This is a genomic window from Streptococcus suis (genome assembly GCF_019794555.1).
GTDB lineage: Bacteria > Bacillota > Bacilli > Lactobacillales > Streptococcaceae > Streptococcus > Streptococcus suis_AB.
This window is the reverse complement of sequence record NZ_JAIMEP010000005.1, coordinates 90,621-111,196: the sequence shown is the minus strand read 5'-3', so window position 1 is coordinate 111,196 and position 20,576 is coordinate 90,621. Positions and strand designations below refer to the sequence as shown.

Sequence of the window (20,576 nt, the reverse complement as noted above, 5' to 3'; positions counted from 1 at the left end):
TTTTGCTTCCGTGACTTTCCTTTCTTACTTTCCCTCAATCCAATAGCGTTCTGTCCCTTCGCGAACATCCTCTAGGACTCCACCGCAGGCTAGAATCGTTCTGCGACTGGCTTCGTTTTCTTGTGAGCAGGTCACTAGAATTCGGGAAATGTTTTTGGAAATAGCTTCCTGAAGGCCTTGATGTAGTTGCTTCTTAGCAAATCCTTTCCCCCGTTGGCTAGGGCGGATAGAATAACCAATATGGCCTCCCTTGTTGAGCAGGAAGTCATTGAGTCGCAGGCGTAGATTGAGAAAACCGACAGCTTGGCCCGTTTCATCAAATGAAACATACTGAATATAAGGGACAAAGCCCTCTGGCAAGGCCAGGCCAGCCTCAGCTAGTTGTAATTTCTCTAACCAATTTTCATACTCTTCACCCATCTGGTAGAAGCCACCATCCATGGCACTTTCTGCCTGCTTAAACTCGGCAATCATTTCTAAAATCGTGGTTTTATCCGACAGTGTCGGACGTCTCAAGGTTAATTTCGGTTGGGATATTGACATGTAATTCTCCTGTCTGGTGCTCAGCATGTGCGATTTGATGGCAAATCCAGTGGCTCAACAAACTGGATGTAGGGTTGACTGGATTTTGCTTGGTAACCAAGGCATCTAAAAAGGCATCCACCATGCTTTCAAACCCTCGTTTATACAAGGTGCTATCCCAAGATCCAAAACTTTCTAGTATTTCCTGGCCGGCCGTATACATGCGCAATTCTTCTAAGTTTTTTACCTGATAAGTGGCCTGAGGCGTCTGTACTTCCATGATCTCTCTACGGCTACCTGCTTGAAGATTCATTGAGGCAAGTACTGAAGTTTGCTTGCTGTGTAAGGTAACCAAAACCTGACTAAGCTGCCCATTTTCAAGATGATAACTATACGTAGCCGAAAGTGGCTGGTCATCCAGCAAATAAAGGGCTGTATCCAAGGGATGAATAAAAAGGTCAAATAGTTTGAACGTTCGACTTCCCACGTCATTGACTTCATTCTTCTCTACAATAATTCTTCGCTTATTGGGCTTACTTTTTAGATTTTGAATGGTGGGTGCGAAGCGACGGTTAAAACCTGCCATCAGAAAAACACCCTTGGATTGGGCTAATTGATAAAGGGTTGCTGTGTGGTAAACATCCTCAGTCAATGGCTTGTCCATATAGACTGGGATGCCTTTTTCCAAGAACAGCTCTGCTATTTCCATATGGGCTTTTGTGGCTACATGGATCATGACCCCGTCTAAGTCAAGGTTAGCCAACTCTTGAACCGTGGTGTAGGTTTGGCTGTGAGGCAAACTAGTCGCGATCTTTGTTAGAACTGATTGGTTGCGGGTAAATAGATGCCACTCAATTCCCGATAGCGTTCGCAAATATGGCAGATAGGCTTTTTGAAAAATACCACCCAGGCCAACAATTCCAATCTTTTTCATGAAAATTTCCTCTTAATTTCCAAATTTTTCTTCTAAGAAATTGCTTAGAATATCCACATCTAGTCCTAAGTCACGAATGATAGTAGCTTTATGAAATTCATCGTAGTTATCCTTACCCGACCAAACAAAAGAGTTGGTCACAATCCGATAGTTCTTGGCTGGCTCAACCGCTCTGCCATTGATACAGAAGCGATTTCCTCGACGTTGAATTCCATGTACTTGCGGATGAAGGCCTGTCGTGAGACTAGAAATCAAGTCTTCCCCCCGTATGCTGACTAGGAGCACGCGCTTCGAAAAGGGCAAGACCTTGACGACATCACTATAGTAAACAGGGCCTGCACTTAGGGATGTTCGGATACCAAAACCGTTGATAACTGCCCCGTCTGGCTGATAGCCGAAAGAAACCGCCTGTTCAAATAGGGCTTGCGTAATAAGTGGGGCTAAAGTTGATCGACCGTTACGGATACTGTCCCTTTCTCCATCTAAGGGAGCTGGGAGCTGAGCAATGGGGTGTGCAAAGCGTGCATTGCGTTCAGCTTGCATCTGATCAATCACTCTTCGAATCTCTTCGTCTTCGTTTTTTTGTTTATCAATCTCCACCAAGTCATAGGACAAGACCTTGTGACTACCATCCGCATAGCATCTAAGTAGTAGATTGCCAAGAAAACGCCCATACTGACCAGCTTGAAAAATACTGACATTTCCAACCCGACTCGGTGCTGATAGAATCGTATGGGTATGACCCCCGAAAATAAGATTCAACTGAGGAAATTCCCTCGCAAGTCGGAGGTCTTCTTCATAACCCAAGTGGCTAAGCAAAACAATATGTGCATCTTCCTCTATCTCAGTTAATACACGTTTCAAGGCCTGTTTGTGGTCTTCAAACACCACTTTTTCCGATGGAGAGGCGACTTCTTCTGTCTCTAGGGTCGTTAAACCAAGAACGTGGAGAGGCTGACCGGCTATATCAAAAATCAACTTATCTTCAATAGGAACCAATTCCTCAGCCTCATGCGGATTGCGATAGGTAATATTGGTTGAAACAATGGGGAATTTGGCATAGTCATTCAAACGACTAAGCAACTCATCTCCGTGGTCAAATTCATGATTGCCCAAGGTCATCGCCTGACAACCAATTTGATTCATTAATTCGATTTCCTTCACACCTCGGTACATATTGAAGAAAATATTTCCAGAGAAGAGGTCGCCGCTGTCAAAAACAAAGGTTGGAATCCCTCTTTTCTCATTGCTCGCTCGAATGTCCGTAATTAGTTGCGCCTTCTTTGGAAAATTCTCCATATAGGAATGCATGTCATTGGTATGAAGTATGCTGATGTCTTTAAAATCCATGACTATTTCTTCTTATTTCTAGCTTGCTTTAACAATTCTTGTACGCGAGACTTCTTGTCCTGCTTCACGTTAGAATTTTTCTCATGATAGCGCTCAACAAGCGCCTTGCCCTTATCGTCTAGTTGATATTTTCCCATTCTTTTCACCCCATTTTCATTTTCGAACCTGTGTTCATTTATAACAAACTTCCACAGCTACCTGGAACTGTGGAAGTCCTATCTTGTTTATTTATGATTTACAAACTTGACCCGTTCATGTGTTTCACACGCGCTGAAATTTCCTTGTGACGGCCTTTTACCATCGGACGGGCTTGCGGATTGCCTAGATATCCACAAGTTCGTTTAACAACATCCACCGACTTAGGATCGCTATTTCCGCAATTTGGACACTTGAAACCACGCTCTGTTGGCTCAAAATCACCTTCAAAATCGCAGGCGTAACAATGGTCAATCGGAGTATTGGTTCCCAAGTAACCAACACGGTCATAGGCATAGTCCCAAACAGCTTCCAAAGCCTTTGGATTTTGTTGCAGTACAGGGTATTCACAGTAATGGATAAATCCACCACTAGCACCTACAGCAGGATAAATTTTCTCAAAATCCAGTTTTTCAAACGGTGTTGGATTTTTGCGTACATCATAGTGGAAACTATTAGTGTAATACTCTTTATCCGTAATGTCCTTAACGATGCCAAATTTCTCTGTATCCATACGGCAGAAGCGGTCTGTCAGGCTTTCAGATGGTGTCGAATAAACTGAAAAATGATAACCATATTCATCCGACCAATCTTCAACCAAGGCTTTCATTTTCTTGATAATATCTACCGTGAATTCTTTTGCCTCTGGGTTGGTCTCCCATTCGCCACCGTAAAATACTGTTGCGACTTCATACAAACCAATGTACCCCAAAGATACGGTTGCTCGACGATTTTTAAAGACTTCATCTACTGCATCTGTCTTAGCCAAGCGTTTGCCGAATGCCCCATATTGATAGAGAATTGGAGCATTGGCTGGAGTTGCCTCTTTCACTCGTTCCACACGATAGACCAGAGCATCCTTGGCAATAGCCATGCGTTCTGCAAAGATTTCCCAGAACTTATCCTTATCTCCTGCAGACTCCATGGCAATTCGTGGCAAATTGACGGTTACGACACCGAGGTTCATACGACCAGATGTCACATCTTGGCCATTTTCATCCTTCCAACCTTGAAGGAAAGAACGACAGCCCATTGGTACCTTGAAGGAACCTGTCAACTCAACAATTTTATCATAAGAAAGCATATCTGGATACATACGCTTTGTTGCACATTCAATCGCCAATTGCTTGATGTCATAGTTTGGAGAATCTGGCTCCAAGTTCAATCCACGCTTAACGGTGAAAATCAACTTAGGAAAGATGGCTGTCCGACCTTCGCGCCCTAGACCCTTGATACGAATGTTCAAAATCGCTTTTTGAATTTCTCGCTCAAACCATGATGTCCCTAACCCAAAACCGAGTGAGGTAAAGGGTGTTTGTCCATTGGAAGTAAAAAGGGTGTTGATTTCATACTCCAAAGACTGCATAGCGTCATAGATGTCTTTTTGCGTTTTTGCACGCGCATATTCTTCTTGCTTGTCTGGCAAGACCCAATCCTTGGCGTCTTTCAAATGCTTTTGGTAATTGAGTTCCGCATAGGGCGCCAAAACTTCATCAATACGGTCAGCTGAGCAACCACCATATTGACTTGAGGCCACATTAGCAATGATTTGTGAAATCTGAGCCGTAGCTGTTTGGATAGACTTCGGACTTTCTACATCCGCATTTCCTATCTTGAAGCCTTGTGCCAACATTCCTTTGAAATCAATCAAACAACAGTTGGTCATTGGTGTATATGGGCTGTAATCCAAGTCGTGGTAGTGGATGTCGCCTTTTTGATGGGCGTTGGCCACATGAGCTGGCAATAATTTGAGACCGATTGACTTGCCGACAATTCCTGCTGTCAGGTCACGTTGGGTATTGAACACATCCGCGTCTTTATTAGCATTTTCATTCACAACGGTTTGATCCTTGCTCAATAATTTATGGATCTCAAAATTGATATCGGTAGCCTGATGACGGCGAAAATCACGACGTGTTCGATATTGAATATAAAGCTCCGCCAAATCATACAAATGAGCTTTTAACAATTCTTGCTCAACGACCGTTTGAATTTCGTAAATTTGAACATCTTTCTCAAATCGGCGACCAATTTCAGTCAAAACAGCTTCTAATACTATTTTCAAACCTGCTTCTGAAACAGGATGTTCTAATTCTTGGTTTGCCCGCCGAAGAGCCGAAAAAATCTTATCCTGCTCAAAGGATACTGTCCGTCCATCACGCTTTAAAACCAATAATTCTATGCTTGGCAAGACATTTTCTTGTACTCTCATCTGACAAACCTCCAAATATTTCACTCCTTATAGTCTAGCACTTTGAATTTTAAAAATCAATATCTTGTGGCAAAAAAATGATTCTTTATTTTTAAACACAATATATAGTTTATATTTTCTGGAAGGAAATGAAAAAACAAGAAGATTTACACTCCTTGTTTTCATTTATTTTGATGGAAAGCCGAGCCCTGCTCAACCTATAAATGACGGTTTATGGCCTGCACGCTGGCTTCCATTTTCTTGTAATTGATGAAAAATAGCATAGCGTAAATCAAGATAAAGAGGAGCCAGAAAAAGAGCAGTCCTGCCAGATTGACTGGAAACCAGCCCGCCAAAATCGCAAGCGGTGTGAAGCCAATCGCTGTCACTAGAAAATGCGTCGCCGTCATCCGCATCAAGCTCCAATCTTGCTCAAAAATCTTGTCCGCAGCTTGGAAGAGGACACCAATTGCCCCCCAAATAAGGACTGAGATCAGCATAACCATCGGCTGCGAAAACCGCGCCAGGTAGATAGCTCCCATAGTCGAATAGGGATTGACCGGCAAGTAGTAGCCTCCGCCAAAGAAACTTGCCATGATGATTGAAATAAAACTGCCAATGGTGACACCCATAGATGCCGATAAGAGATATTTTTTCATAATCCTAACCTTTCTTTGATAGTTTTTAAATAACGACGGGATGAATAGGTGATGGAGCCATTTTTCATAAATAGTTTGACCAGACCGTTTGGGGTCAGTTTGAGGTGGTCCAGTTGCCTAATATTGATAATTTCCGATTGAGAAATTTGCAAAAAGTGTACAGGAAGCATATCTTTGACCTGATACAAGCGTAGATTGGAAGTAAAGGAATCCTCCTCAGTTTCCACCTGTAAGATTTTGTATTCCAGATATAACCTTACAATACTAGCGTAATCTACAAGGTAAATCTGCCCTCCTTTCTTTACAGTCAGACTGGTAGTTCTCTTGTCTAAATTCTGAATATAGGTCACCAAGTGAGCAATTTGCTCAGACATAGACTGGGCTTCAATTGTCACCATATCTTCTAAAATTTCTGAAGAAATATCTAGTTTTACTTTCATATCCTCTCCTTTCTGTCCCTATTAAACACCATTTCTTTACTGGTTTCAAGGGCTTTTGCCTATATGGTTGATTACTTAAGCTAAACGGCAAAAAAGCCAGAACAGCTGTCCTGACTTTCATTGTATAGTCATTTAGTTTGCTTTTAGTACTAGGCAACGAGCTGCAGACAGTACTGGAGTACGGCAAAGTGAGTTAACGAAGTAATAAAGCAAACTAAATGACTATATTATAATTTCTTCTTCAACTCCGCCACCGCCATCATGACTTCCATAGGGGTCATATTGTAAATGTCTAGTTTTGCCAGCTCATCAAGGACTGGGTGAGAAGGCGTGTCTGCGAAGAGATCAAGTTGACCTGACGGCTCTTCTACAACTGTCGGAGCTAGGTGAGTTGGTGCAGTAGGAGCTTGGTTTTCAAGTGTCTGCAAAATCCTATCCGCCCGCTCCAATAGTTCCTCTGGCATTCCCGCAATCTTAGCCACATGAATCCCGTAGGACTTGTCAGCTGGGCCTTGTGCAATCTTGTGGAGGAAGGTGACTTGGCCGTCCTTCTCCAAGGTCGATACATGGACATTCTCTAAGTGTTCCAAGGTCTGGCTAAGGTCTGTCAACTCATGGTAGTGGGTGGCAAAGAGAGTCTTAGCTCCAATTTTGTCGTGGATATACTCGATGATAGACTGGGCCAGGGCCATACCGTCATAGGTGGCCGTTCCTCGTCCCAACTCATCAAAGAGGATGAGCGACCGATCTGTCGCCAGACGGACCGCCTTATTGGCCTCCATCATTTCGACCATGAAGGTCGATTGACCACTAACCAAGTCGTCTGCCGCCCCAATTCGGGTGAAAATAGCATCGAAAATCGGTAATTCAGCCTGATCCGCTGGCACATAGGAACCCATCTGCGCCATGATGACGATAACCGCCAACTGCCGCATATAGGTAGACTTACCACTCATGTTTGGACCTGTAATCAGTTGCATATGCGTATCGGTATTCAAGTGAATAGAGTTGGGAATATAGGTCTGCTTGCCCATGACCTTCTCCACCACCGCATGACGACCACGGTCAATGGTCAGTTCTCTTTGATCTGTGAAGCGTGGACAAACCAAATGTTGCTGCTCCGCCACAACTGCAAAGGCCTGCAAAACATCGATGGTTGCAATAGTCCGAGCCAGCTTCTGCAAGCGACCGATATACTTCTCAACCTCTTGGCGAATCCGCATGAAAATCTCGTACTCCAAATTAGCAGACTTATCACGCGCCTCCAACATCTGCCCTTCGATCTTAGCCAACTCTTCCGTTCCATAGCGCTCCGAGTTTTTCAAGGTCGCCTTACGGAAAAAATGGTCCGGCACATTGCCCAGATTGGAATTGGTCACATGGAAATAGTAACCGTCTTTTTTATTGTAATCAATCTTAAGATTGTTGATACCAGACGCTTCACGCTCCTTAGCCTCAATCTCCGCAATCCAACCCGCTCCCTCACGCATGACCAGACGATACTGATCCAGCGTTTCGTCAAAGCCTGTACGGATGATGTTTCCATCTGTGATGGTCCCTTGGGCTTCTGGGTCAATAGCAGAGCTGATGAGAGCGTGCAGTTCTGGGATTGGGTCCAATCCAGCTACCAGATTGCCTAGAGCAGGCTCATTGATTTGTAGCAAGATATTCTTGATTGCTGGGATATTTCCCAGAGTCTGAGAGAGCTGCAAGAGATCCTTGGGCATGGTTTTTCCAAAAGACACCCGGCTGGCCAAACGTTCGATGTCATAGACACCTTTTAAAGCCTCGACCAAGTCACTCCGTTCAAAGAAGTAATCCAGAAAAACCTGAACGACAGCCTGACGATTCTCAATCCGCTTAAGGTCAATCAAGGGACGATCAATCCATGTCCGCAATAGTCGCATACCCATGGCTGTCTTAGTTTCGTCTAACAACCAGTACAAACTACCATGCTTCTTGCCTGTCCGACCGTTTTCAAGCAGGTCCAGACTAGACTTGGTTGCATAGTCCATTTGCAGATAGTCCTTGATTTCATAATGGACCACCTTTTGCAAGTGGCTCAGATCTCGCATCTGAGTCCGATGTAGGTAGCTGAGGAGTTTACCCGCCGCAGCCTTTTCCAAGTCTGTCAAGGAGTTATCAACCAATTGGACATCCTCGGTCACCCCATCCTCAAAAGATAAGAGTAAATTCATCTGATTAGAGAAAACTTGCTCTTCCTCCTCTGACAGGGCATATCCGATGACCAATTCACGAGCCCGTAGGTTACGGATTTCACCGCAAAGACTGGTAAAATCATCCAAACTAGTCACAAAGAACTGACCTGTTGACACATCCATATAAGAAAGCGCGAACTGCACTCCCTGACGGTCAATCGCAACTAAATAGTTACTGTCTGCTCCCATTTTGGACGAGTCTGTTACCGTACCAGGAGTAATGACCTGCACTACTTCCCGCTTGACCACGCCGACTGCCTGCTTAGGATCTTCCATCTGCTCAGCTATAGCGACCTTATGCCCCAGTTCAACAAGTGTGTCGATATACTGTTGTGCCGCGTGATACGGTACCCCCGCCATAGGAATCGGATTTTCCGCATTCTTATTCCGACTGGTCAAGGACAATTCCAAAATTTGCGCCGCCTCTACCGCATCTTCATAAAATAACTCATAAAAGTCTCCCATACGAAAAAGCAAAAAAGCATCTGGATATTGTGCTTTTATATCCAGATACTGTTGCATTCCTGGAGAAATTTTTTCTGTTGCCATCAATTATTCTCTCATTCTAACGATTACAAGAAACTATTTATTTCTTCCTCAACACGTTGAGCAGAAAGATCATCTTTACAGATGACCAATAAGGTATCCGCACCAGCTACGGTTCCTAAAATGGTCTCTGGTTTCTCTTCATCAATAATATTGGCCATCAAGGCCGCTTCCCCTAGTTCCGAATGTAAAACCAGGATAAAACTAGCTCGGTTTACACTTTTCGTATATTGGGCTAGTAATTGACAAAAATGAACTTGACTATCATCCTCTCCTAGTGCATAAAAGGACTCTCCAGATTCGTGAACTTTTACAACACCCAATTCTCTCAAATCTCGTGACAAGGTCGTCTGTGTTACGGATATTCCCTGTTCTTCCAACCATAATTGAATGTCAATTTGACGGCCAACCTTACCTTGCCGAATCATTGACTTAATCAATTCATGCCTCTCTAATTTATTCATACTTGTACCTCAAAATGTATATTTATAGAAATATTATAACATTTTTCCCAACTATTGACCTAGAATTATGATAAAATAGAATCAATAACTCTTGGAGGGATTTTTTTATGGATCATAAACAAACGGTAGCAGAAAAATTATCTGCTGTCCTTCCTCAATTAGACATTGAGACGATTTATTCATTACTCGAAAAACCAAAATCATCAGAAATGGGTGACGTTGCTTTTCCTGCCTTCTCACTTGCAAAAGTGGAGCGAAAAGCGCCACAGGCTATTGCAACGGATATCGTGGAAAAGATTGACACAACTGGCTTTGAGAAAGTTGTTGCAACGGGTCCTTATGTCAACTTCTTCTTGGATAAGGATGCTATTTCCCACCAAGTCTTGACAGAGGTGATTGCTGAAAAAGATCAGTATGGTCAGCTCAATATCGGTCAAAGTCGCAATGTTACCATCGATATGTCAAGTCCAAACATTGCAAAACCATTCTCAGTTGGACATTTGCGCTCAACCGTTATCGGTGATGCCCTTGCTAACATCCACGAAAAGCTTGGCTACAAGCCAATCCGCATCAACCACTTGGGTGACTGGGGAAAACAATTCGGTATGCTGATTGTTGCCTACAAACTGTGGGGGGACAAGGCTGCTGTCGAGGCAGATCCAATCTCAGAACTCCTCAAACTCTACGTTCGTATCAACGCTGAGGCCGAAGAAAAACCTGAGTTGGATGAAGAAGCACGCCAATGGTTCAAAAAATTGGAAGATGGCGACCAAGAAGCCTTGGAATTGTGGCAATGGTTCCGTGATGAAAGTTTGGTTGAATTCAACCGTATCTATGAAAAACTAGACGTCCACTTCGACAGCTTCAATGGTGAAGCTTTCTATAACGATAAGATGGACGAGGGTATCCAAATCTTAGAAGAAAAAGGTCTTCTTCAAGAATCTAAAGGTGCTCAAATTGTTGACCTTGAAAGTTACAACCTTCCACCTGCTCTTATCAGAAAAACAGACGGTGCAACCCTCTACATTACGCGCGATATGGCAACAGCAATGTACCGCAAACGCACCTATGACTTTGTGAAAAGTATCTACGTCGTTGGTCAAGAGCAAATCAACCATTTCAAACAGTTGAAAGCTGTTCTTAAGGAAATGGGATTTGATTGGAGCGACGATATGACCCATATCACTTTCGGTCTCGTTACCAAAGACAAGAAAAAGCTCTCTACTCGTAAAGGGAACATCATCCTGCTCGAACCAACCTTGGATGAAGCAATTTCTCGCGCACTTTCACAAATTGAAGCCAAAAATCCTAATCTTGAGAACAAGGAAGAGGTGGCTCATGCAGTTGGTGTCGGTGCTGTTAAGTTCTTCGATCTAAAAACCGACCGTGACAACGGCTACGACTTCGATTTAGAGGCTATGGTCTCCTTTGAAGGTGAGACAGGTCCTTATGTGCAATACGCATACGCCCGTATCCAGTCTATCTTGCGCAAAGCAAACTTTGTTCCAAGCGCAGAAAACAACTACAAACTAGCCGACGCAGAGAGCTGGGAAATTATCAAACATATCCAAAACTTCTCACATGTTGTTGAACGTGCTGGTGATAAATTTGACCCTTCACTTGTTGCTAAGTATGCTATCAATCTGGCTCAATCCTTCAACAAATACTACGCTCACACGCGTATCTTGGATGAAAGCCCAGAGCGTGATAGCCGTCTAGCACTAGCCTATGCAACTGGTGTAGTTCTTAAAGAAGCGCTTCGCCTCCTCGGTGTAAAAGCTCCAGAAAAAATGTAATCAAAGCCTTCGGCCACCAGCCGAGGCTTTTTTCTACCCCTCCGATACCAGCTTCTGGCCGAATTATTGGTTGGAGTTTAACTTGATTTCTATAAGTAAATGCTTTCGGCGTTACGAATAAATAGATATAGTCGTTTAGTTTGCTTTTAGTACAAGGCAACGAGCTGCAGGCTGAACTGAAGTAGGGCAATGCGAAGTAATCAAAGATAAACTAAATGACTACAAAAGGGATCATTCGTATCTCAACATCTATTAGAAGGAGGATTCATGAACAATCTTTTTAAAAAGAAAGGGACCATTTATCAACTTGCGATAACGGCTTGTATCATCTATTTCAGTATACATTCGTCGTTTTTTGCTTCCGCCACTACTCTTGGGGATAATTATCCCTATTCTGCCATCAATGCCGTAGACCCTTGGAGACTCTATACCAGACAGTGCACTTCTTTCTCTGCCTTCCGACTCAGTACGGTCAACGGATTTACACTACCACCAGCTTATGGTAACGCCAATGTCTGGGGTCATCGCGCTAGACAAGAGGGATATAAGGTGGATATGATACCAGCTGTAGGAGCCATCGCTTGGTGGGAATCGCCCATGCATGTTGCGTGGGTGTCGGCAGTATATGGAGACACTGTAGAAATAGAAGAGTATAACTACGGTTATCAGTACAAATACAATCGCAGAACCATTAATAGAAACTCCGTCAGTGGCTACATCCACTTTAAGGATTTGTCTTCTTCTGCCTTGCCAAAACTTCCATCCACTGGAGTCTATACATTTTCCAGTCGTCTTCCTATAAAATCTCAAGCTACCCAGGCTAGTACGACCGTTGGATACTATGAGAACGGTGAGAAAGTATATTATGATAAGGTCATAGAAGCTGAAGGGCAATGTTGGATTAGTTATATCAGCTATTCAGGCGTTCGGCGCTATATCCCAGTTTATTCCTTGAGCCAATCCCACCAAACAAGTTCCTTGCCCCAACTCCCTTCATCGGGTACCTATAGAGTAAAAATACGCTCCAGCGTTCGAAATGCCCCGAAATTATCCAGTCCTGAAATCACCTACTACGATGCCGGCGCCACAGTGCACTACGACAAGCTAATAACTGCTGATGGTCGGCTGTGGATTAGCTATATTAGTTATTCAGGCATACGACGCTACATAGCTATTTCTTAACTCAAAAGCGCAATCTTTCGACTGCGCTTTATTGAATTATATATCTGTTGAATTAACGGCTGTGCTTGGTTTTTCCTTTGGTTTACGCAAATGGAAGAAAATTGTTATCCCAAAATAGATAGCAAACAGCACTACTTGAAAAATATATCCAAGCATAGCTTGAGATTCTACCCCTTGACGCATGACTGCATCGGTATAAACCTGTGCCACCCCTTTCGAACCAATAAATGCATAGGTTGAAAATACCAGAGTTCCAAAAAGATAGCCCAAGTAAGTATAAGAAGCTTGTTCATTTCGTTTCAGAAACAGTAACACAATCGTTGCAATAACTGCTAGCAGAAGAACAACTACTAGCCCCTTATTGATGATATTGGTTTGGAAAAGAAATAACTCTTTCATGTAATCAAAAATTGTCTCATCTAGTCCTGTGACGTTCAAATTTTGAAACATTTGTCGTGTCGATTCTTCATCATATTTTGCAAAAAAAGCTGAGTATCCTCTTAACAAACTTTGGATAACTGATAGAGTAACAAGAATATATAAATGAATTGGTTTTTTCATATGAACCTCCTTGTATTATTTTACTCTTATATCGTTGTTTTGTCAACCATGTACTTCATTTGACTACAAATATAATTTTGTCGTACTAAATTCAAAGGAGGAAACCTCATGAAGAAATTGCCCACCTATATCGGAGTGATTATTTTTGTAGTTACGCTACTGATTAACTGGTTATTGCCAAGTCTTGCTATAGTGCTGAATACATTTTTCATTTGGACTATCGTAGCCTGCCTACTCTACACCATCTACTACTGGATTCGTTACTGGCTCTATGTCCGTAAACAGAGATAACAAAGACTCCTCTAAGTCCGTTGCTTAGAGGAGTTCATTTTATTCTGATTTTTCATTAACCAAATGCACATTAACACGACGATAGGTTTCTGTAAGGTCTAGCAATTCCGCTTCAATCTCTGGGGTCAATTGATCTGCCGTCATTCTCCATGTCCAGTTACCACCAAGTGTATTTGGCAAATTCATGCGTGCAGAACCGTCTAAGCCAAGTAGGTCTTGCATGGTTACAACAGCCATGAAGGCTGGGGATCCAAAGAGAAGGCGGAAGAGGGCGTGATGGACCGTTTCATCATCACGTCGATTGCTATACTTATCTAAGAATGCACGTGAAGCAGGAGTCGTTTCGTTTTCATACCAACCAAGAATCGTATCATTATCATGCGTACCTGTATATGCCACCACATTGTTAGGATGGTTATGTGGCATTTCAATACTGTCGCCCTCAGGGTCAAAGGCAAACTGCAAAACTTTCATACCAGGAAAACCTATCGTATCACGCAATTGGATGACCTTGTCCGTCACAGAGCCCAAATCTTCAGCAATAATATTTAAATCGCCAAGTTCACGTTTGATTGTATCAAATAATTCAAAACCTGGCGCTTCAACACGGTAACCGTTTACAGCAGTTTCTTCACCTGCTGGAATTTCCCAGAAAGAGGCAAAGCCGATAAAGTGGTCGATTCGAACCATATCGTAAATCTTGAAAGATTCTCGTAAACGTGCAACCCACCATGTGAAGCCGTCTTGTTTCATCGCTTCCCAGTCATAAATTGGATTGCCCCAAAGCTGACCAATTTCTGAAAATGCATCCGGTGGACAACCTGCAACCACACTCGGCTTGCCTTCTTCATCCGTTTTAAAGAAATGAGGGTTGGCCCACATATCAGCAGAATCTGCAGCAATGTAGATTGGCATATCCCCAACAAACTCAATACCTTTGGCATTGGCGTAAGCCTTTAAAGCCTTCCATTGTGAAAAGAATAAGTATTGTGTAATGCGGTGATAATCAATTCGATCTGCCAACAAGTGACGATAGTGTTCCAAAGTGTCATGAAGACGCAAACGAGCCCCTTGGTCTTCCCAATCAGTCCAGGGTTTGAGATCGAAGTGCTCTTTAATGGCCATATATTCAGCAAATGTATGGATCCAAAAATCATTTTCCGTCAAGAAAATTCCGTACTCAGCTGGCAAACCTTGCGCTTTGATATTCGCAACTACTTTTTCTAATAATGGTCGACGAGCTTGAAAAATTGCTGCGTAATCTACTTCTACAGGATTCTGACCAAAATCAATACCTTGTAAATCTTCTAATTGTAGCCAACCTTTTTCGACTAATATATCGAAATCAATAAAATGCGTATTACCAGCAAATGCCGAAAATGACTGATATGGAGAATCTCCATAACTAGTCGTTCCCAACGGTAAAATTTGCCAATAGCGTTGCTTTGTGCGAACTAAAAAATCAACAAAATCATAAGCTGCTTGGCCCATTGAACCAATTCCATATTTTCCTGGTAATGATGAGACGTGCATGAGCACTCCACTTTGGCGTTGTTTCATTTATATCCCCTATTCTCGCACTATAATTGGTAGTGCAAACGTTTTCTCGTTATATTATATACCCAAGGTCTAAACAAATCAAGCAATATTCATTATAATTCTTTAAAAGTTGGAGAAATATTTCACTTTCTTTCATTAAAATAATTAAAAAAATAATTGCTCGAAATTGCATTAAAAATTTTTTTGAAAAAATTTTTTAAAAACGCTTGCAAACGTGTGCGCGATGGTGTATAATAAAGGCACATTAGGAAAACGTTTGCACCTAGCAAGCGTATCATCACTATTTTTATTCTTGGAGGAAGAATATGAAACACACACTTCTTAAGAGCGTTGCTCTTCTAGCTGCATCAACTGCTGTTTTGGCTGCTTGCTCAAACTCAGATTCATCAACATCTTCATCTAGCGCTGCTAGCGAAAGCAAAGAGTTGACAATCTACATTGACCAAGGTTATGAAACTTACATCAATGATGTCAAAGCTGCTTTTGAAAAAGAAAACGATGTAACTGTTACAGTTAAGACTGGTGATGCATTGACTGGTTTGGATAACTTGTCATTGGATAACCAATCTGGTTCAGCTCCAGACGTTATGATGGCACCATACGACCGCGTAGGTAGCCTTGGTTCTGAAGGTCAATTATCAGAATTGACACTTGCTGACAGCAGCAAAACTGATGATACAACAACTGCTCTTGTAACAAACGACGGTAAAGTTTACGGTTCACCTGCAGTTATCGAAACACTTGTTCTTTACTACAACAAAGATTTAGTTTCAGCTGCACCTAAAACATTTGCTGAATTAGAAGAATTGGCTAAAGATAGCAAATATGCTTTTGAAGGTGAAACTGGTAAAACAACTGCCTTCCTTGCTGACTGGACAAACTTCTACTACACTTATGGTCTTTTAGCAGGTTACGGTGGTTACGTATTCGGTGATAACGGTACTAACCCAGAAGATATCGGTCTTGCAAACGATGGTGCTGTTAAAGCGATTGAATACGCTAAAACTTGGTATGAAAAATGGCCTCAAGGTCTTCAAGATAGCACAGCTGCTAACAACTTGATCAACACTCAATTCACTGAAGGTAAAGCTGTTGCAGTCATCGAAGGTCCTTGGAAAGCAGCTTCATATAAAGAAGCTGGTGTGAACTACGGTGTAGCTACTATCCCAACTCTTCCAAATGGCGAAAACTACGCAGCATTTGGTGGTGGTAAAGCTTGGGTTGTTCCTACAGGTTCTAAAAACCCAGAATTGGCTCAAAAATTTGTTGACTACTTGACTTCTACAGATCAACAAAAAGCACTTTACGATGCTACAAACGAAATTCCTGCTAACACTGAAGCTCGTGAATACGCAGTAAGCAAAAACGATGAGTTGACAACTGCTGTTATCAACCAATTCGCTTCAGCTCAACCAATGCCAAACATCTCAGAAATGGGTTCAGTTTGGACACCAGCTGGTAACATGCTCTTCGAAGCAGCAAGTGGTGCTAAAGACGCTAAAACTGCTGCAACAGATGCTGTAAAAGCTATTGCAGATGAGATTGCTCAAAAACACAGCAACTAGTCAAGTTTAAAGTTGGACTGGGAATTCTTCCCAGTCTACTTTATTACTTAAATTTACTCAAGGGTGTTAGTAATGAAAATTAGGATAATATACTAACTCCTATTCTCAAAGGAGACTATGACTATGAAACAAAATCCAGGCAAGGCCCTCCTTTTGTCCCTGATTCCAGGTCTTGGGCAAATCTATAATAAACAAAAAGCAAAGGGATATATTTTTCTAGGGGTGTCGGTTGCTTTTCTAATCTACTTTATTACAATTGCTGCTGGTGAACTCGGAAATCTCGTCACTTTAGGTAGTCAACGTGGCCAAGATAACTCTCTTTTCATGTTGATTCGTGGTTCTTTCCATTTGATTATCACAGTTGTTTATTTGGCGTTTTATGCACTGAACCTAAAAGATGCTCACAGTACTGCTAAGCGGTGGAATGCTGGTCATCCAGTTACTACTTCTTTGCAAGATATGATTAAAGGAGTCTATGAAAATGGCTTCCCTTACTTGTTGATTATTCCATCTTATATTGCGATGACGTTTGCTATCATCTTCCCTGTTGTAGTAACACTGTTTATCGCTTTTACAAACTATGACTTTAAGCATTTACCTCCTGGTGCATTGCTAGACTGGGTTGGGTTTAGTAACTTTACAAATATTTGGAAATTGAGTACTTTCCGTACAGCATTTGGTTCTGTACTTGGCTGGACCATTATCTGGGCTCTTTGTGCTTCAACTGCCCAAATTGTTATCGGTATCTTGACAGCTATCATTGCAAACCAACCATTTATCAAAGGAAAACGTATTTTTGGTGTTATCTTCTTGCTTCCATGGGCGGTTCCAGCCTTCGTAACTATCTTGACATTCAGTAACATGTTTAACGATAGTGTAGGTGCCATTAATACACAAGTATTACCTTTCTTGAGTAAATTCTTACCATTTATTGATAATTTCTTAATCCCTTGGAAAACTGATCCATTTTGGACTAAAGTCGCCTTGATTATGATGCAGGCATGGCTCGGTTTCCCATATATCTACGTATTGACACTTGGTATTCTACAATCAATTCCAAATGACTTGTACGAAGCTGCTTATATTGATGGTGCTAATGCTATTCAAAAATTCAACAACATTACTTTCCCAATGATCTTGGCTGTGGCAGCACCAACTCTGATCAGTCAATATACATTCAACTTCAACAACTTCTCTATCATCTACCTCTTCAATAATGGTGGTCCTGGTAGTGTCGGTGGTGGCGCAGGGGCAACAGATATCCTGATTTCTTGGATTTACAAACTGACAACTGGTACATCACCTCAATACTCAATGGCCGCTGCCGTTACCTTGATTATTTCATTGATTGTTATCAGTATTTCAATGATTGCATTCAAGAAATTAAATGCATTTGAAATGGAGGACGTTTAAGATGAAACTATCTGTAAAATTTAGACGCAGGGTTAATCATATTTTAACTTATCTCTATTTGATTGCACTGTCTATCATTATTATCTATCCTCTTTTGATCACAATCATGTCTGCCTTCAAATCTGGTAACGTGGTTGCCTTCAAATTGGATGGTTCTACTAATTTTACGTTTGATAACTTCCTAGGTTTGTTTAATGAAACGCTGTATGGAACTTGGTACTTGAATACACTGATTATTGCTACCGTTACAATGATTGTTCAAACAAGTATCGTTGTCCTTGCAGGTTATGCATATAGTCGTTACAACTTTATGGCTCGTAAACAAAGTTTGGTGTTCTTCTTGATTATTCAAATGGTACCAACAATGGCTGCCTTGACCGCCTTCTTCGTTATGGCCCTCATGCTAAATGCATTAAACAAGAGCTGGTTCCTTATCTTCCTTTATATTGGCGGTGGTATTCCAATGAATGCTTGGCTCATGAAAGGATATTTTGATACAGTTCCAATTTCATTAGACGAATCTGCTAAGCTAGATGGTGCTGGTCACTTCAGACGTTTCTGGCAAATCGTTTTGCCTTTGGTTCGTCCAATGATTGCAGTACAAGCACTTTGGGCTTTCATGGGACCTTTCGGGGACTATATTTTATCAAAATTCTTGCTTCGTGAAAAAGAATTCTATACCGTTGCCGTGGGTCTACAAACCTTCATCAGCGATCCTAAGAATCTTAAGATATCATACTTTGCGGCAGGTGCGATTCTCATTGCCCTACCTATCAGTATTCTATTCTTCTTCCTACAAAAGAACTTTGTATCTGGTCTTACAAGTGGTGGCGACAAGGGTTAATCTTGTCCCACCCTTTTCCCTTTTTATGGGTGGGCTATGATATCTATGAAAGGACTAATTTATGCTACCATATCCATTTTCATATTTTTCCAGCATTGCCACACCTAGAAAAATGTTTGCCAATCGGAAACTAATGAACCTTTGGCAACGTCTATTTACAACAATCTTTTTAGTTGCTCTCCTTGTGATTCCTCCAACCTTACAAACTTTTTCATTGGAGACTTATCCACTTGATAATTTTGTTGAGGGAATTTACCAACCCTTATCTGATGACGTAGTAACCGACCTTCACGCCAATAGTCAATTAACTGGAGGAAAATTCGTTTACACTGGTACCAAACAATGGGAGCAAGTTACTTTCGGAGACACTGTTAGCACTAGTAAAGACTTCTCATTCCAATTCAAAGAGAGTAACCTGATCATTCGAAAAGGTCAAGATGTATTAGCAGAAATCACTTATGATGGAATGTCTACAGATGACTTTGCTAACAAAGAGCAGCTTCGTGCTGCGATCTCAAAAAACTGGTATCAAGCCAATAAAGCAGTTGTTGGACTCGGTGTGACATTGGTATCTTCATTTATTCTGGCATTCAACCTACTATTTATCCTATTAGGTGCTAGTTTCTTCCTTTACTTAACAAAAAAATCACGCCTTTTCCATTTTAGAACCTTCGCTGAATGTTACAATTTTTCTCTAAATTGTTTAGGTTTTCCGACGATTATTGCCTGCCTAATTGGTTTGTTTGGCCAGCCAATTACTACTATTTTGACTCTACAAAATATCCTTTTTGTGCTATGCTTATTATGGGTATTTTTCAAAACAAAATTCAGAGATGAGAACTAGGAGATTATTATGCGTGCAACAATCAAAGACGTCGCAAAATTAGCAGGGGTGTCTCCCTCTACTGTGACGCGTGTTATTCAAAATAGCTCTGCTATTAGCCAAAAAACAAAAGACCTCGTCCGCAAAGCGATGACTGAGCTCAACTATCATCCAAACTTAAATGCACGTAGTTTAGTAAGTAGCTACACTCAGGTAATTGGTCTAATTTTACCTGATGATTCAGATGTTTTCTATCAAAACCCCTTTTTCCCAACTGCATTGCGGGGGATTTCTCAAGTAGCTGCTGATCACAACTACGCCATCCAGATTTCTACTGGAAAGAATGAGGCGCAACGTTTAGAAGCGATTTCGCAGATGGTCTACGGTCAACGTGTTGATGGATTAATTTTCTTGTATTCTAAACCTGATGATCCTTTAGTGCAACTTGCCATCCAGCATAATTTCCCCTTCTTAATTTTGGGTAAAGCTGACTCTCCTTTTATCTCTCTCGTCGATAATGATAATATTCAGGCTGGTTTTGAGGCAACAAACTACTTTATCAATAAAGGTTACAAGAATATCGCGTTTGTTGCTGGTAACAAGGAGCTGGTCGTATCACAGGACCGGTACTCAGGTTACAAAAATGCATTGAAATCACACAATATCCCACTGGATGAAAACAAAGTAAGATTCGTGTCTGGTTTCTTGCTTGAAGATAGTTCTTATAAAATCTCAAAAAAATTGCTCAAACAAGACTTGGATGCAATCGTCACAACCGATACTTCCGTGGCTGAAGGGGTTGTTAAATACCTCAACGAGGCAAATATTAAGTTGCCAATCATTTCCTTTGACTCTGTCAAACCAAAACTAGATATTGATGCCTACGTAGATGTCCATGCGATTAAGTTGGGACGTGTTGCTTTCAATACACTGCATCAAATCATCAATGACAACAAACAAGGTAAGCAAGTTTGCTACCGTCGTGTCATTCCACATACAATTACTGAACTTTAACTTAGAA

At 41.7% G+C, this 20,576-nt stretch carries 19 protein-coding genes; 8 read left to right on the top strand and 11 right to left on the bottom strand.

All coding sequences use genetic code 11. The features are described from left to right. Positions 1-24: 24 nt before the first annotated feature. The 9 genes from K6V48_RS03605 to argR form a co-directional block, all read right to left on the bottom strand. Positions 25-543 (bottom strand): GNAT family N-acetyltransferase, encoded by a 519-nt coding sequence (locus tag K6V48_RS03605; protein ID WP_222368046.1) that lies wholly within the window; start codon positions 541-543, stop codon positions 25-27. Further along, positions 491-1,456, bottom strand: a complete 966-nt coding sequence (locus tag K6V48_RS03600; RefSeq protein WP_222368043.1) for a Gfo/Idh/MocA family protein — start codon at positions 1,454-1,456, stop codon at positions 491-493. The genes K6V48_RS03605 and K6V48_RS03600 overlap by 53 nt, the downstream gene beginning before the upstream one ends. A gap of 12 nt (positions 1,457-1,468) precedes the next feature. Further along, positions 1,469-2,806: a bifunctional metallophosphatase/5'-nucleotidase gene (locus tag K6V48_RS03595; RefSeq protein WP_222368039.1), complete on the bottom strand. Its 1,338-nt coding sequence runs from the start codon at positions 2,804-2,806 to the stop codon at positions 1,469-1,471. A gap of 2 nt (positions 2,807-2,808) precedes the next feature. Further along, on the bottom strand, positions 2,809-2,943 hold the full coding sequence (locus K6V48_RS11790; RefSeq protein WP_032512061.1) for a hypothetical protein: 135 nt from the start codon (positions 2,941-2,943) through the stop codon (positions 2,809-2,811). A gap of 98 nt (positions 2,944-3,041) precedes the next feature. Beyond that, entirely contained in the window at positions 3,042-5,213 is a 2,172-nt protein-coding gene (gene nrdD, locus K6V48_RS03590) for an anaerobic ribonucleoside-triphosphate reductase (protein ID WP_172071316.1), read from the bottom strand. A gap of 197 nt (positions 5,214-5,410) precedes the next feature. Then, positions 5,411-5,851 carry a DUF3021 domain-containing protein gene (locus K6V48_RS03585; RefSeq protein ID WP_172071317.1) on the bottom strand — a complete coding sequence of 147 codons (441 nt, stop codon included), beginning with the start codon at positions 5,849-5,851 and terminating at the stop codon, positions 5,411-5,413. After that, entirely contained in the window at positions 5,848-6,291 is a 444-nt protein-coding gene (locus tag K6V48_RS03580) for a LytTR family DNA-binding domain-containing protein (protein ID WP_222368037.1), read from the bottom strand. The genes K6V48_RS03585 and K6V48_RS03580 overlap by 4 nt, the downstream gene beginning before the upstream one ends. 227 nt (positions 6,292-6,518) lie before the next feature. Then, complete coding sequence (gene mutS / locus K6V48_RS03575) at positions 6,519-9,059, bottom strand: DNA mismatch repair protein MutS (RefSeq protein WP_222368034.1); 2,541 nt, start codon at positions 9,057-9,059, stop codon at positions 6,519-6,521. Positions 9,060-9,082: 23 nt separating this feature from the next. Beyond that, a complete protein-coding gene (gene argR, locus K6V48_RS03570; RefSeq protein ID WP_024391296.1) occupies positions 9,083-9,520 on the bottom strand; it encodes an arginine repressor in 438 nt (145 codons plus the stop codon). 107 nt (positions 9,521-9,627) lie between these two features. Between argR and argS the strand changes: the two genes are divergently transcribed. After that, the gene (argS, locus tag K6V48_RS03565) at positions 9,628-11,316 is read left to right on the top strand and encodes an arginine--tRNA ligase (RefSeq protein ID WP_172017277.1); all 1,689 of its coding nucleotides are present in this window, start codon (positions 9,628-9,630) and stop codon (positions 11,314-11,316) included. Between the two features lie 267 nt (positions 11,317-11,583). After that, a complete protein-coding gene (locus tag K6V48_RS03560) occupies positions 11,584-12,498 on the top strand; it encodes an SH3 domain-containing protein (RefSeq protein ID WP_222368031.1) in 915 nt (304 codons plus the stop codon). 36 nt (positions 12,499-12,534) lie between these two features. Here the strand turns inward: K6V48_RS03560 and K6V48_RS03555 are convergent, their stop codons facing one another. Next, positions 12,535-13,059 carry an ABC transporter permease gene (locus tag K6V48_RS03555; RefSeq protein ID WP_222368029.1) on the bottom strand — a complete coding sequence of 175 codons (525 nt, stop codon included), beginning with the start codon at positions 13,057-13,059 and terminating at the stop codon, positions 12,535-12,537. Positions 13,060-13,167: 108 nt separating this feature from the next. On the opposite strand from K6V48_RS03555, the gene K6V48_RS03550 reads away from it, so the two are divergent. Beyond that, positions 13,168-13,350 carry a hypothetical protein gene (locus K6V48_RS03550; protein WP_222368028.1) on the top strand — a complete coding sequence of 61 codons (183 nt, stop codon included), beginning with the start codon at positions 13,168-13,170 and terminating at the stop codon, positions 13,348-13,350. 39 nt (positions 13,351-13,389) lie between these two features. Here K6V48_RS03550 and malQ read toward each other — a convergent pair whose 3' ends face one another. After that, entirely contained in the window at positions 13,390-14,910 is a 1,521-nt protein-coding gene (gene malQ / locus K6V48_RS03545; protein ID WP_222368027.1) for a 4-alpha-glucanotransferase, read from the bottom strand. A 305-nt stretch (positions 14,911-15,215) separates the two neighbouring features. On the opposite strand from malQ, the gene K6V48_RS03540 reads away from it, so the two are divergent. The 5 genes from K6V48_RS03540 to K6V48_RS03520 all read left to right on the top strand — a co-directional run bounded on the left by K6V48_RS03540 (position 15,216) and on the right by K6V48_RS03520 (position 20,569). Then, the gene (locus tag K6V48_RS03540; RefSeq protein WP_024391303.1) at positions 15,216-16,475 is read left to right on the top strand and encodes an extracellular solute-binding protein; all 1,260 of its coding nucleotides are present in this window, start codon (positions 15,216-15,218) and stop codon (positions 16,473-16,475) included. A 117-nt stretch (positions 16,476-16,592) separates the two neighbouring features. After that, positions 16,593-17,888, top strand: coding sequence for a sugar ABC transporter permease (locus tag K6V48_RS03535; RefSeq protein WP_024391304.1), 1,296 nt, complete (start codon positions 16,593-16,595; stop codon positions 17,886-17,888). A gap of 1 nt (position 17,889) precedes the next feature. After that, on the top strand, positions 17,890-18,732 hold the full coding sequence (locus K6V48_RS03530; RefSeq protein ID WP_105126507.1) for a sugar ABC transporter permease: 843 nt from the start codon (positions 17,890-17,892) through the stop codon (positions 18,730-18,732). 61 nt (positions 18,733-18,793) lie between these two features. After that, positions 18,794-19,576: a DUF1189 family protein gene (locus K6V48_RS03525; RefSeq protein WP_172066599.1), complete on the top strand. Its 783-nt coding sequence runs from the start codon at positions 18,794-18,796 to the stop codon at positions 19,574-19,576. Between the two features lie 9 nt (positions 19,577-19,585). Then, complete coding sequence (locus tag K6V48_RS03520; RefSeq protein WP_024391307.1) at positions 19,586-20,569, top strand: LacI family DNA-binding transcriptional regulator; 984 nt, start codon at positions 19,586-19,588, stop codon at positions 20,567-20,569. Positions 20,570-20,576 lie beyond the last annotated feature (7 nt).